General features: G+C 75.0%; 12 protein-coding genes. 11 read left to right on the top strand and 1 reads right to left on the bottom strand.

What is annotated here, in order from left to right; translation table 11 throughout:
- The first annotated feature begins 35 nt into the window (after positions 1 to 35).
- The 4 genes from rpmA (at position 36) to OEB99_RS06575 (ending at position 5,528) form a co-directional block, all read left to right on the top strand.
- Positions 36 to 290, top strand: coding sequence for a 50S ribosomal protein L27 (gene rpmA, locus OEB99_RS06590; RefSeq protein WP_263509154.1), 255 nt, complete (start codon positions 36 to 38; stop codon positions 288 to 290).
- A 118-nt stretch (positions 291 to 408) separates the two neighbouring features.
- Entirely contained in the window at positions 409 to 1,923 is a 1,515-nt protein-coding gene (gene obgE / locus OEB99_RS06585) for a GTPase ObgE (protein WP_263509153.1), read from the top strand.
- 51 nt (positions 1,924 to 1,974) lie between these two features.
- Positions 1,975 to 3,969, top strand: coding sequence for a hydantoinase/oxoprolinase family protein (locus tag OEB99_RS06580; protein ID WP_263509151.1), 1,995 nt, complete (start codon positions 1,975 to 1,977; stop codon positions 3,967 to 3,969).
- Positions 3,966 to 5,528 (top strand): hydantoinase B/oxoprolinase family protein, encoded by a 1,563-nt coding sequence (locus OEB99_RS06575; protein WP_263509150.1) that lies wholly within the window; start codon positions 3,966 to 3,968, stop codon positions 5,526 to 5,528. Before OEB99_RS06580 ends, OEB99_RS06575 begins: the two co-directional genes overlap by 4 nt.
- Here OEB99_RS06575 and OEB99_RS06570 read toward each other — a convergent pair.
- Complete coding sequence (locus OEB99_RS06570; RefSeq protein ID WP_263509149.1) at positions 5,525 to 6,658, bottom strand: glycerate kinase; 1,134 nt, start codon at positions 6,656 to 6,658, stop codon at positions 5,525 to 5,527. The genes OEB99_RS06575 and OEB99_RS06570 overlap by 4 nt on opposite strands.
- A 136-nt stretch (positions 6,659 to 6,794) precedes the next feature.
- Between OEB99_RS06570 and proB the strand changes: the two genes are divergently transcribed.
- The 7 genes from proB to OEB99_RS06535 all read left to right on the top strand — a co-directional run bounded on the left by proB (position 6,795) and on the right by OEB99_RS06535 (position 13,079).
- Positions 6,795 to 7,922 carry a glutamate 5-kinase gene (proB, locus tag OEB99_RS06565; protein ID WP_263509148.1) on the top strand — a complete coding sequence of 376 codons (1,128 nt, stop codon included), beginning with the start codon at positions 6,795 to 6,797 and terminating at the stop codon, positions 7,920 to 7,922.
- Between the two features lie 43 nt (positions 7,923 to 7,965).
- On the top strand, positions 7,966 to 9,267 hold the full coding sequence (locus OEB99_RS06560; RefSeq protein WP_411910665.1) for a glutamate-5-semialdehyde dehydrogenase: 1,302 nt from the start codon (positions 7,966 to 7,968) through the stop codon (positions 9,265 to 9,267).
- A gap of 81 nt (positions 9,268 to 9,348) precedes the next feature.
- Complete coding sequence (locus OEB99_RS06555) at positions 9,349 to 9,540, top strand: hypothetical protein (RefSeq protein WP_263509147.1); 192 nt, start codon at positions 9,349 to 9,351, stop codon at positions 9,538 to 9,540.
- A gap of 45 nt (positions 9,541 to 9,585) precedes the next feature.
- A complete protein-coding gene (nadD, locus tag OEB99_RS06550; RefSeq protein ID WP_263509146.1) occupies positions 9,586 to 10,188 on the top strand; it encodes a nicotinate-nucleotide adenylyltransferase in 603 nt (200 codons plus the stop codon).
- A 214-nt stretch (positions 10,189 to 10,402) separates the two neighbouring features.
- Positions 10,403 to 12,010: a hypothetical protein gene (locus OEB99_RS06545; protein WP_263509144.1), complete on the top strand. Its 1,608-nt coding sequence runs from the start codon at positions 10,403 to 10,405 to the stop codon at positions 12,008 to 12,010.
- The gene (gene rsfS, locus OEB99_RS06540; RefSeq protein ID WP_263509142.1) at positions 12,007 to 12,390 is read left to right on the top strand and encodes a ribosome silencing factor; all 384 of its coding nucleotides are present in this window, start codon (positions 12,007 to 12,009) and stop codon (positions 12,388 to 12,390) included. Before OEB99_RS06545 ends, rsfS begins: the two co-directional genes overlap by 4 nt.
- Complete coding sequence (locus tag OEB99_RS06535) at positions 12,387 to 13,079, top strand: histidine phosphatase family protein (protein WP_263509141.1); 693 nt, start codon at positions 12,387 to 12,389, stop codon at positions 13,077 to 13,079. Before rsfS ends, OEB99_RS06535 begins: the two co-directional genes overlap by 4 nt.
- Positions 13,080 to 13,106 lie beyond the last annotated feature (27 nt).

Below are 13,106 nucleotides of genomic sequence, written 5' to 3'. Positions count from 1 at the left end.
CCAGACATCCACCAGCAGTGATCAGGGAGTAAGCGATGGCTCACAAGAAGGGCGCGAGCTCCTCGCGCAACGGGCGGGACTCGAACGCCCAGCGCCTGGGCGTCAAGCGCTTCGGCGGCCAGCAGGTCAACGCCGGCGAGATCATCGTCCGCCAGCGCGGCACCCACTTCCACCCGGGCGTCAACGTCGGCCGCGGTAGCGACGACACGCTGTTCGCCCTGGAGGCCGGCGCCGTCCAGTTCGGCGTGCGGCGGGGCCGCAAGGTCGTCGACGTCGTGGCGGCCGGCTGACCGACATGCTGCGAAGGGGCGCACCGTGCGGTGCGCCCCTTCGGCATTTCCGGGCTCGACCCGCCGGCAGCGGCTCCGCCGCCCGCCCGCGTCCCACCCACCACCTCCGGAGGATCTGATGGCCAGCTTCGTCGACCGCGTCGTGCTGCACGCGCACGGCGGTGACGGCGGGCACGGCTGCGCCTCGATCCGCCGCGAGAAGTTCAAGCCGCTCGCCGGCCCGGACGGCGGCAACGGCGGGCACGGCGGCGACGTCGTCCTCGTCGTGGACCCGCAGGTCACCACGCTGCTCGATCTGCACCATGCGCCGCACCGTCGTGCCGTGTCGGGCACCGCGGGGATGGGCGACGACCGGCAGGGTGCCAACGGTGGCGACCTCGAGATCGGCGTCCCCGACGGCACCGTCGTCAAGACGCCCGACGGGGAGGTGGTCGCGGACCTCGTCGGCATCGGTACCCGGTTCGTGGTCGCGGCCGGCGGTCGCGGTGGGCTCGGGAACGCGGCGCTCGCCTCGACCAAGCGCAAGGCCCCGGGCTTCGCGCTGCTCGGCGAGCCCGGCGAGGAGGCCGACGTCGTCCTCGAGCTGAAGTCGATCGCCGACGTCGCGCTCGTCGGGTTCCCGAGCGCCGGCAAGTCGAGCCTGGTCTCGGCGATCTCCGCGGCGCGGCCCAAGGTCGCCGACTACCCCTTCACCACCCTGGTCCCGCACCTCGGCGTGGTCCAGGCGGGCGAGGCTCGCTACACGGTCGCGGACGTCCCCGGCCTGATCCCCGGTGCGAGCGAGGGCAAGGGGCTCGGCCTGGAGTTCCTCCGTCACATCGAGCGGTGCGCGGTGATCGTGCACGTGCTGGACTGCGCGACGCTCGAGCCCAACCGTGACCCGGTGACCGATCTCGACGTGCTGCTGGCCGAGCTCGCGGCCTACTCCGAGGACCTCGTCTCCGGCGGCGAGACGCCGCTCACCGAGCGCCCCGCCGTGGTCGTGCTGAACAAGATCGACGTGCCCGAGGCGCGCGAGCTCGCCGAGCTCGTGCGGCCCGATCTCGAGGCCCGCGGCTACCGGGTGTTCGAGATCTCCACCGCGAGCCACGAGGGGTTGCGTCCCTTGACGTTCGCGTTGGCCGAGCTGGTCTCCAAGGCCCGCGCCGCCGCGCCGCCGCCGCCCGAGCGGATCGTGCTGCGCCCTGCTGCGGTCGACGAGCAGACGTTCACGGTGAGCCGTCGCGAGGACGCCGGCCACGTGTGGTTCCAGGTGCGTGGCCGCAAGCCCGAGCGCTGGGTCCGCCAGACCGACTTCAGCAACGACGAGGCCGTGGGCTACCTCGCCGACCGGCTCGCGCGGCTCGGTGTCGAGGAGGAGCTGTTCACCGCAGGTGCCACGCCGGGTGCCGAGGTGGTCATCGGCGACGGCGACTCCGCGGTGGTGTTCGACTGGGAGCCGACCCTGATGACCGGGCCCGAGCTGCTCGGCGCGCGGGGCACGGACCTGCGCCTGGAGGACCACCACCGGCCGAGCCGCGCCGACAAGCGGCGCGAGCACCACGATCGGATGGACGCGAAGGCCGAGGCCCGCGCCGAGCTGTGGACCGAGCGTGAGCAGGGCCACTGGTCGGACCCCGCCGGCGAGGACTGAGCCGGTCCGCGCCGCCTAGCATGGCCCGGTGATCACGGTGCGGGAGGTCCGGTGAGCGCAGCCGGGGGACCCGACGGGCTGCGCCTCGGCGTCGACGTCGGGGGCACCTTCACCGACGTGGTCGCGGTCGCCGCGGACGGCACCGTGCGGATCGCCAAGGTGCCCTCGACCCCGCGGGACCAGTCCGAAGGGGTCCTGTCGGGGTGGGCGGCACTCGGCGCCGATCCCGCCGACGTCCTGGCCTTCGCGCACGGCACCACGGTCGCGACGAACGCCCTGCTCGAACGGCGCGGCGGCCGCACCGCGCTGGTCACGACCGAGGGCTTCCGGGACCTGATCGAGATCGGCAGGCAGGACCGCGTCGCGTTGTACGACCTGACCCGGGCGCGTCCTGCCCCGCTCGTGCCGCGCGAGCTGCGGTTCGTGGTGCGCGAGCGGATGGGGCCGGACGGGGTCGTCACACCGCTCGACCTCACCGGGCTCGACGCGGTGGTCGACGCGATCGCCGCGGCGAAGGTCGACGCGGTGGCGGTGTGCCTGCTCTTCGGCTTCCTGCACCCCGAGCACGAGCAGGCGGTCGGCGCGGCCCTGCGGGCCCGGCTCGGCATCCCGGTCTCGATGTCCCACGAGGTCCTGCCCGAGTTCCGGGAGTACGAGCGGACCTCGACCACGGTGGCCGACGCGTACCTGCGCCCACGGATGGCCGACTACCTCGAGCACCTCGAGGGCCGCGCGTCGCGCGCCGGGCTGCCCGAACCAGCCGTGATGCAGTCCTCCGGCGGCGTGCTGGACGTGTCGGTCGCCGCCCGCCATCCCGCACGATTCGTGCTGTCCGGGCCGGCCGGCGGGGTCGTCGGGGCCTCGCACGTGGCCGGGCTGTCGGGTTTCCCGGACGTGCTGACGTTCGACATGGGCGGCACGAGCACCGACGTGGCTCCGGTGGTCGCGGGCGAGGCCCAGCTCACCACCGAGTCCGTGGTCGCTGGGGTGCCGCTGCGTCTGCCGATGGTCGACGTGCACACCGTCAGCGCCGGCGGCGGCTCGGTCGCGTGGGTCGACGAGGGCGGGGCGCTGCGGGTCGGTCCGCACTCGGCGGGCGCCGACCCGGGGCCGGCGTGCTACGGGCTCGGCGGGGTCGAGGCCACCGTGACCGACGCGAACCTCGTCCTGGGCGCGCTGCCCGACGGAGCGCGGCTGGGCGGTGACGTGGTCCTTCGGCGTGATCTCGCCGAGGCGGCGCTCGCCCGTGTGGGCGCGCGGCTGAGCCTCGATGCCCGCGCCTCCGCGCTCGGGGTGGTCCGCGTCGCCGACACCGAGATGGTCCGTGCGCTGCGCCTGATCAGCGTCGAGCGCGGCCTGGACCCGCGGGACTTCGCCCTCGTCGCGTTCGGCGGGGCCGGCGGGCTGCACGCGTGCTCCCTCGCCGAGGAGCTGGGCTGCCGCACCGTCCTGGTGCCTCGGGCGGCCGGCGTGCTCTCCGCGCTCGGCCTGGCGATCTCCGACGTCCGGCACGACCACGTGCGCACGTTCGCCGCGCGCGGGGACGGCGAGCTCGAGGCGGCGTTCGCAGACCTGGCCGCCGTCGCGCTCGCGGCGCTGCCCGGAGCCACGCTCAGCAGGCAGGCCGACCTGCGCTACGCCGGGCAGTCCTTCGAGCTGACGGTCCCCGGCGAGACGCGCGGCGAGCTCGAGGCGGCGTTCGGCGAGGCGCACGAGCGCCGGTACGGCCACCGGATCGACGACGAGCCGATCGAGATCGTCAACGTCAGGGTCGTCGCGACCCGGGCCGGCGCGGTGCCCGACCTGCGGGGTGCGGAGCACGCCCTGACCGCCCCCGCCCAGCTGCCGGTGCGACGGCTGCTGCTCGACGTCGGCGAGGTCGACGCCCAGGTGCACGACCGGACGGCGATGGGCCCGGGCAGCGTCGTGACCGGGCCGGCCGTGGTGGAGATGCCCGAGGCGACCTGCCTGGTCCGCCCCGGCTGGCGGGGCGTCGTCGACGACGTGGGCACGCTGGTGCTGAGCCGAGCGGAGGAGGTGTCGTGAGCCTCGACCCGATCACCCTGTCGGTGCTGCGCAGCGCGCTCGCCGGGATCGCCGAGGAGATGGGGACCGTCCTGGTGCGGTCGGCGTACTCGTCGAACATCAAGGAGCGACGGGACTGCTCGGCAGCGGTCTTCGACGCACAGGCGCGCCTCGTGGCCCAGGCCGAGCACATCCCGGTGCACCTCGGCGCCATGCCCGAGTCCGTGGCGGCGGTGCGCGAGCGGGGCGCCCGGCCGGGGGAGACCTGGATCCTCAACGACCCGTACACCGGCGGCACCCACCTGCCCGACGTGACGCTCGTGACGCCCGTGGGCGTCGACGGTGAGGTCGTCGCCTACGCGGTGACCCGCGCGCACCACTCCGACGTCGGCGGGATGTCCCCGGGATCGATGCCTGCCGCGTCACGCGACCTGTGGCAGGAGGGCCTGGTCATCCCGCCGGTCAGGCTGACCGACGAGGTGCTCGAGCTGGTCTGCGCCAACTCCCGTACGCCGCGGCTGCGGCGGGGCGACTTCCGGGCTCAGGCCGCGGCGAACCGGACCGGTGCCCGCCGGGTCGTGCAGCTGGTCGACCGGTTCGGCCTGCCGACGTTGCTGGCCGGGTTCGACGAGGTCCTGGCGTACGCCGAGCGGCGCACCCGCGAGGCGCTGCGCGCCCTGCCGGACGGCGTCTACCGGGCCGAGACCGAGCTCGAGGGCGACGGCGTGACCGACGCCGACATCCCGATCCGGGTGGCCGTGACGATCGACGGCGACGCGGCGACGATCGACCTCGCCGGCACGTCGGACGCGGTCGAGGGCAACGTCAACTGCCCGCTCGCGGTGACCAGGTCGGCCTGCTTCTTCGCGCTGCGCGTCCTCCTGCCCGACGACGTGCCGGCCTGCGCCGGGACGTACGTGCCGCTGGAGATCCGGGCGCCCGAGGGGTCGCTGGTCAACGCGCGTCCGCCGCACGCCGTGGTGGCGGGGAACGTCGAGACCAGCCAGCGCGTGGCCGACGCGGTCCTCGCCGCGCTCGCGCAGGTCGCCGACGTCCCGGCGGGCGGCGCCGGGACGATGAACAACACGGTCATCGGCGGGCGCGGCTGGACGTACTACGAGACCGTCGCCGGGGGGCAGGGAGCCTCGAGCTCGGCGGACGGCCCGTCCGGTGTGCACGTGGGCATGACGAACACGCTGAACACGCCGATCGAGGCCCTCGAGCTCGAGTACCCGATGCGGGTGGAGCGCTACGAGCTGGCCGACGGCTCGGGAGGTCCCGGTGCGCACCGCGGCGGCGACGGTGTGATCCGGGCGATCCGGGTGCTGGAGGAGGCGAACCTGAACCTGCTCACCGACCGGCGTCGACACGCCCCGGCCGGGCTCGCGGGGGGAGCGGACGGCGCGATGGGCCGCAACCTGGTGGACGACGGCACCGGTGCGGTCGACCTGCCGCCGAAGGTGGCCACGCACCTGGGTGCCGGTGACGTGGTGACGGTGGTCACGCCGGGCGGGGGTGGTTGGGGACCGTCGTCAGGTGGCGTGACGGACGGGAGCGAGCCGGGGGAGAGCCCCGCCTAACCGGTCACGACGGCCGCCGCGGCATCGGCGAGGTCGTCCGGCCCGGTCGCGAGGGCCTCGGCGAGCGGGCGGTCGGGCCGGCCGATCGCGACCACGTCGTCGACCAGCGAGGTGACGGCCTCCCAGCCCGGCCCGAGACTGCCGGCCAGGACGACCACCCGGGCACCCGCCTCGCGGGCCCGTCGGGCCACCCCGGAGACCACCTTGCCGTGCGGCGTCTGCGCGTCCACCCGGCCCTCCCCGGTGAGCACGAGATCGGCCCCCCGCAGCGCCGCGGTGAGCCCGACCGCGTCCGCGACGAGGTCCACGCCCGGAGCGGTCGGCGCGCCCGCGGCGAGGAAGGCGGCGCCGAGGCCACCTGCGGCGCCGGCCCCGGGCCGGCCCGCGACGTCGTGCCCCGCGGCGCGCAGAGCCTCCTCGACGCGGGCCAACCGGCGCTCGAGCAGCGCCACCTGACCGGCGTCGGCACCCTTCTGCGGGGCGAACACCGCGGCCGCGCCCCGAGGGCCCAGCAGCGGGTTCGTGACGTCCACGGCCACCCGGACCCGCCCGAGCCGTTCGTCCAGGCCGGTCAGGTCGAGCCCGCCGAGCTCCGACCAGTCCTCGACCAGGACCTCCGGGCCGGGCAGCACCCGCGCACCGAGCTCGGCGAGCATCCCGACGCCTGCGTCCGTCGTCGCCGACCCGCCGAGCCCGACCAGCACGCGGTCGGCGCCCGCCCGCCAGGCCGCGTGCAACAGGTCCGCCAGACCGACGCTCGACGCGGCGACCGGGTCCCGTTCGGACGGCGCGAGCAGAGCGAGGCCGATCGCCTCCGCGCTCTCCACCACGGCCAGCCCGGTGCGCGTCAGGCCGATCCGGGCGAGGCGGGGTCGGCCGAGGGCGTCCCTCGCCCCGGTCTCGAGCATCCGGCCGCCCAGCGCGTCGACCAGGGTCGCGGCGGTGCCCTCGCCGCCGTCGGCCATCGGCGCGGCGACCACCGTGGCGTCCGGCCGGCCCCGAGCTACCCCACGGGCCATCGCGGCGACCGCCTCCGCGGCCGTCATCGACTCCTTGAAGGAGTCCGGCGCCAGCACGACCCGCACGGGGGTCAGCCTGGCACGCTCCGCGGTCGCGGCGACGACCGGCACGGCTGGAGCGTCGACCGAGCGTCGACCGAGCCTCGATCGAGCCTCGATCGAGCGAGGGCTGGGCGACGACCGATCGGGGACCGGGCGGCGACCGAGCGACGGACGCCTCGGCGCGCCGGTGCCGTGACGCGGCAGAATGCGGCGCGTGACTCGTGAGACCCTCGCCGGCGCGCACCGCGTCGTGGTGAAGGTCGGCTCGTCCTCGCTCACCGGTGCGGATGGGCGGCTCGACGTCGCCGCGGTCGAGGCGCTGTCCGACGTGCTCGCCGAGCACCGGGCGAGCGGCCAGCAGCTGGTCCTGGTCTCGTCCGGTGCGATCGCGGCGGGCCTCGGGCCGCTCGGCATGAACGGCCGCCCGCGGGACCTCGCCACCGCGCAGGCGGCCGCGAGCGTCGGCCAGGGGCTCCTGATGGCGCACTACACCGAGGCGTTCGCGCACCACGGGCAGCAGGTCGGCCAGGTGCTGCTCACCGTCGAGGACGTCGTGAGCCGAGCCCACTACCGCAACGCGCTGCGCACGCTCGACCGTCTGCTCGACCTCGGCGTGCTGCCGATCGTCAACGAGAACGACACCGTGGCCACGCACGAGATCCGGTTCGGCGACAACGACCGGCTCGCCGCGCTGGTCTCGCACCTGACCAGGGCAGATGCGCTCGTGCTGCTGTCCGACGTCGACGCCCTCTACGACGCGCCGCCGGACCACGAGGGCGCCCGCCGGATCGAGACGGTCACCGGGCCGGAGGACCTCGCCGAGGTCGAGATCGGCGGGAGCGGGAGCGACGTCGGCACCGGCGGCATGGTCACCAAGCTCGACGCCGCGTCGATCGCCACCGGTTCGGGCATCCCGGTGCTGCTCACCTCGGCGGCCAACGTCGGCGCCGCGCTCGCCGGCGAGCAGGTGGGCACCTGGTTCGCGGCGACCGGCTCGCGCAAGAACGCGCGGCGGCTGTGGGTCGCGCACGCAGCGCGGGCCGCGGGCCGCGTGGTCCTGGACGACGGGGCGGTGCGGGCCATCACGGTCGGCAAGAAGTCGCTGCTCGCGGCCGGCATCGTGGGGGTGGACGGCGACTTCGACGCCGGTGACGTGGTCGAGCTCACGGACGTCGACGGCGTGGTGGTCGCGCGTGGCGTCGTCGGGTACGCCTCGGCGGAGCTGCCGCGAGTGCTCGGGAAGTCGTCGGCGACGCTGCGCGACGAGCTCGGCCACGACCGGGAGGTCGTGCACCGCGATCACCTGGCCGTCGTCCGGCACCACCGTCGGTGAACGGTCCGGACCGCCCTCGGCCCGTGCTGTCTACCCTGGGGCCATGACCACCACGGCCGAGCCGCAGAAGACCGACGTCGAGCAGGCGGTGCGCGACGTCGCGCGGCGCGCCAAGGTGGCCGGCCGGGTGCTCGGCCGTGCGACGCGGGCCACCAAGGACGCGGCCCTGCACACGATGGCCGACGCTCTGGTCGCCGCGGCGGACGAGATCGTCGCGGCCAACGCGCTCGACCTCGAGGCCGGCCGTGCGGGCGGGATGTCCCCGGGTCTGCTGGACCGGCTCGCGCTGACCACGGCACGGGTCGGGGCCATCGCCGACGCACTGCGCGAGCTCGCGGGGCTCCCGGACCCCGTGGGAGAGGTGGTGCGCGGCTCCACGCTGCCGAACGGGATCCGCCTGCGGCAGGTGCGGGTGCCGATGGGCGTGGTCGGGATGATCTACGAGGCGCGCCCGAACGTCACCGTGGACGCCGCCGGGCTCGCGCTCAAGAGCGGCAACGCGGCGATCCTGCGCGGCGGGTCGGCCGCGCTGCACTCGAACACGGTGATCGTCGAGGTGCTCCGCGGCGCGCTGGAGAAGGTCGGGCTGCCGGCCGACGCCGTCCAGTCGATCGACGCCTTCGGCCGCCCGGGCGCCGTCGCCCTGATGCACGCCCGGGGCCTGGTGGACCTGCTGGTGCCCCGCGGCGGCGCCGACCTGATCCAGACGGTCGTGCGCGAGTCCAGCGTCCCGGTGGTCGAGACCGGCGTCGGCAACTGCCACGTGTACGTCGATGCCGGCGCGGACCCGGCGATGGCCCTGCCGATCGTGCTGAACTCCAAGACCCAGCGCGTCGGCGTGTGCAACGCTGCCGAGACGCTGCTGGTGCACGGCGACGCGGTGGACGCCTTCCTGCCCGCGGCGCTGCGCGCGCTGCACGACGCCGGCGTCACGCTGCACGTCGACGACCGCACTGCCGCCGTGGCGCGGGAGGCGGCCGGTGGCGTGCCGACGGTGCCCGCGACCGAGGAGGACTGGGCGACCGAGTACCTCTCCCTGGACCTCGCGGTGCGTGTGGTGGACAGCCTGGACGACGCGATCGAGCACATCCTGCGGTGGTCCTCGGGTCACACCGAGGCGATCGTGACGGCGGATCTCGCCTCGGCCGAGCGGTTCACGACCGAGCTCGACTCCGCCGTCGTGGCGGTGAACGCCTCGACGCGGTTCACCGACGGGGGGCAGTTCGGGCTCGGGGCGGAGATCGGCATCTCCACCCAGAAGATGCACGCCCGCGGTCCGATGGGCCTCGCGGAGCTCACCACGACGGTCTGGCACGTGCTGGGCGACGGTCACGTCCGGCCCTGACCCAGTTCGTCTCGTGTCACCCGACTGACCGAGTCGGGTGCGGTCGTCCTCGGCCCGGTCGTGAGAGACTTTCGTCTTGTCGTGCCCGCATCTGCGGGCGAGCCCCCCGACCTGGAGGTCGATGTGACGATCGCCCTGTTCGCCGCCGTCGAGTCGGAGGCCGCCGGCACAGCGGTCCTGTCGCCGGTCGGGTTCGGCCTGGTCGCCGGGGGGATCCTGCTGGGTCTGCTCGCCCTGACCTACGCGTTCCGCAACGCGGGCAACAAGCACTGAGGACACAAGCACCGACGACCACGAGAGCGGGGCAGGCGCAATCGGATGACCGAGCGACGACCCAGGGTGGGGGTGATGGGGGGCACCTTCGACCCCATTCACCACGGACACCTGGTGGCCGCGAGCGAGGTCGCCCATCGCCTCGACCTCGACGAGGTCGTGTTCGTCCCGACCGGCCGGCCGACGATGAAGGACCACCCGGTGGTCACCGAGCCGGAGCACCGCTACCTCATGGCGGTGATCGCCACCGCAGCGAACCCACGCTTCACGGTGAGCCGCGTCGACCTCGATCGTCCAGGGATCACCTACACGATCGACACACTTTCTGACCTCAGGTCGCAGCGCCCGGATGCCGACATCTACTTCATCACCGGTGCGGACGCAGTCGCGCAGATCCTTGCGTGGCGTGACGTCGAGCGCCTGTGGTCCATGGCCCACTTCGTCGCGGTCACGCGACCAGGTCACGCTCTGACGCTCGACGGCGTCCCCCCTGATGCTGTGACCGAGGTCGAGATCCCGGCGCTTGCGATCTCGTCGACGGACTGCCGTCGACGTGCGCGCGCCGGGGAACCGGTCTGGTACCTCGTGCCCGACGGTGTGGTCCAGTACATCGCGAAGCACGGTCTTTATCGAGGTCAGAATGGTTGAGGAGTTCCCCAGCGACTGGGGTGAGCGCCGACGGCGGCGTGAGGAGGAGCGGCGGCGCCTCGCGGCGCAGACAGCCGCGAGCCCCGGCACGCCCACGCCGCCGGCGAACGGCCGCACGGGCACCCACGCAGTCGAGACGGACGCGGTCCGGCCGCGTCCGCGGACGGATGACGCACGCCCGAACCCGGGCCCCCCGAGCGCGAGCCCGGCGCCGGTGAGTCGTCCGGCATCGCGACGCGAGCTTCGTCAGAAGCCCGAGCCGGACACCGGGGCGCAGCCGACGTCGCGTGCCGAGGGCACCGGCGGCCTGATCTGGTCGCAGCCCCCGCCGACCCCGCACCTGCCCACCACGCCGACCCCTCGGGTGTCGGTGAGGCCGAGCGCCGAGCTCGCACGCCCCGGCGTGCAGCAGGCACCCGCGCGTCAGCAGGCTCCCGCACCTCAGCAGACGACGGGCAACGGCCATCGCGCCGACGCCTCGCCGTCCCGGCGCGATCGTCGCACGGCGACACCGGCCATCCCGGGCAGCGCCGTCACCCCGCCGGGGGTGAGCGGCGGCGTCCGCCGGGTCGGCGCCGACGGGCGGCTCTCGGGTGTCGAGGCGCCGCCGTCCGGCGAGCTGCCGAGCGCCGAGGAGCGCGCCGCGGCCCTCCGGGCCCAGGCCGCGCGGGCCCAGGCCGAGCGCGAGCAGGTCGCGCTGGAGCGGGTCCGTGCCGCGCAGGAGCGCGCCGCGCGGGAGCGCTCCGAGCGAGAGCGGGCCGAGGTCGAGCGGCAGGAACGAGCCGCACGGGTGGCCCGCCAGGGCTCCGGCATCGGGAGTGCCCAGACCGGGCAGGGGCGTCCCGGCCAGCCTCGTCCGGGCGAGCGCGCGGCCGCGCCGGGTGGCAGCTCCGAGGCCGCCGGTGGGACGCAGCCAGGCACGGACGGCACGGCCACCGACGAGGAGCGCGCGCGGATCGCCCGGGAGCGGGCCGCCCAGATCATGCGCGAGCGCGCCGAACGCGAGCGGGTGCTCGCGGCCGAGCGTGAGCGGATCGCAGCCGAGAAGGGGCGGCCGAACCGGGGTCACCGCGTGACTCCGGGCGGGTCCGCCGACGACGGCGCCGGATCAGGCTCGTCGGAGTCCGGCGCACCGGGCGCGTCCCCGACGGCGCCTTCGGTCCGGCGGACCCCGGCCAACGCCGCCACGGCGACCACCGCGTTCGCGGCCGGTGCCGCGGCGGCTGCCGCGTCGGCGGCACGAGCGCCGGCGGCGTCTCCGCGTGCCGGTGCGGGTCCCGGGTTCGTGGCGACCATCACGCCGGAGCCGATCGCAGCGGTGCCGGCGGCCACGCCCTCGCGGCAGGCACCTCCCGTCGACACGCCCTCACGGGACGTCCCGTCCCGCGGCGCGCCCGCGAACGGTTTCGGACGTGGCGGTGCGGCGACCGATCGCGCCCGGACGGATGTCGGCTCGACCGAGCTGGGTGAGACGGAGTCGGCCGAGGAGATCGGGGTGCCGCAGTGGCCCACGCTCGACTCGGGCCGGGTCGACGAGGTCCCGGCGGCGAGGAACGGTCAGCGCCGCGACGTCGGGGGTGCGCCGCACGGCACGGTCGGCGTCGCGGGCGCGGACCCCGACCCGATGGACGACGAGGCCGACGAGGACCTCCCGCCGTCGCGGCCGTACTCGTGGCTGCACTGGGTCGCGCTCGCACTCGTGGCGTTCGTGCTCGGCGTGCTCATCGCCATGGTGGTCGACCGTGGTGGCGACGACGGCACCGACGGCAGCGTCGCCGGGGCCGGGCCGGTCGCGACGAGCGCCTGGACACCCACCTCATGACGGCATCCGGCCACGCGCTGGAGGTCGCCCATGCCGCCGCGCGAGCTGCGTCCTCGCGCAAGGCCGAGGAGATCATCGCGCTCGACGTGAGCGAACGCCTGGTGCTGACCGACGTGTTCCTGATCGCGTCCGGGACGAACGAGCGTCAGGTCGTCGCGATCGTCGACGCGGTCGAGGAGGCGCTGCACGCGATCGGCGTCAAGGCGATCCGCCGCGAGGGCGTGCGCGAGGGCCGCTGGGCGCTGCTCGACTTCGGTGACGTCGTGGTGCACGTGCAGCACGCGGAGGACCGCGTCTACTACGCGCTCGAGCGGCTGTGGGCCGACTGCCCACTCGTCACGCTCCCGGAGGACGTGCACGTCGGGGACGGGCCCGAGTGACGGCTCGGGCGGTGGTGCTCTGGCGGCACGGCAGGACCGCATACAACGCCGAGGGCCGGATGCAGGGCCAGATCGACATCCCCCTGGACGACGTGGGGCGGTGGCAGGCCGCTCAGGGCGCGCAGCACATCGCCCAGCGCCACCGCCCGGCGACGATCGTGGCGTCCGACCTCGGCAGAGCCTTCGCGACCGCCTCGGCCCTCGCCGACCTGACCGGTGCCGCCCTGCACGTCGACGCCCGCCTGCGTGAGCGGTCCTTCGGCGCCTGGGAGGGATGCACCCTCGCCGAGATCCGCGAGCGGTGGCCCGAGGACTACGCCCTCTGGCGCGGCCGTGAGGAGCCGTTGCGAACCGGGGCGGAGACCCGCACGGAGGTGGCCGACCGCGTCTCGGCGGCAGTCCGCGAGCACGCCGAGGCGCTCGGCGACGACGAGACGATCGTCGCCGTCTCGCACGGCGCTGCGATCACCCTCGGGATCGCCGGGCTGCTTGGCCTCGACGCGTCCTGGCGCGGCATGGGTGGCCTGCACAACGCGCACTGGTCGCTGCTCCGGCCGAGTGGCCGGCACCCGGGCACGTGGTACCTCGAGTCGCACAACCTCGGCCCGGCGGTCGCGGTGGACGACTGGAACTCGGGACTGCCCGGCGAGGCGTTGCCGTCGAGCACCGCCGACGCCTGGCGGGCCTGAGCGGATTGGCCCTGAGGGCCACGCGTG

It is taken from the genome of Actinotalea endophytica (genome assembly GCF_025717005.1).
Taxonomy (GTDB): Bacteria; Actinomycetota; Actinomycetes; order Actinomycetales; family Cellulomonadaceae; genus Actinotalea.
The sequence above is the reverse complement of the archived record's forward strand: the minus strand, read 5'-3'. Positions and strand labels throughout refer to the sequence as shown.

What these genes read in the sequence shown, in the direction of transcription:
- obgE (WP_263509153.1), top strand. Translation starts at nt 409, where the DNA reads ATGGCCAGCTTCGTCGACCGCGTCGTGCTGCACGCGCACGGCGGTGAC.
- nadD (WP_263509146.1), top strand. Translation starts at nt 9,586, where the DNA reads ATGACCGAGCGACGACCCAGGGTGGGGGTGATGGGGGGCACCTTCGAC.
- rsfS (WP_263509142.1), top strand. Translation starts at nt 12,007, where the DNA reads ATGACGGCATCCGGCCACGCGCTGGAGGTCGCCCATGCCGCCGCGCGA.
- OEB99_RS06560 (WP_411910665.1), top strand. Translation starts at nt 7,966, where the DNA reads ATGACCACCACGGCCGAGCCGCAGAAGACCGACGTCGAGCAGGCGGTG.
- proB (WP_263509148.1), top strand. Translation starts at nt 6,795, where the DNA reads ATGCGGCGCGTGACTCGTGAGACCCTCGCCGGCGCGCACCGCGTCGTG.
- rpmA (WP_263509154.1), top strand. Translation starts at nt 36, where the DNA reads ATGGCTCACAAGAAGGGCGCGAGCTCCTCGCGCAACGGGCGGGACTCG.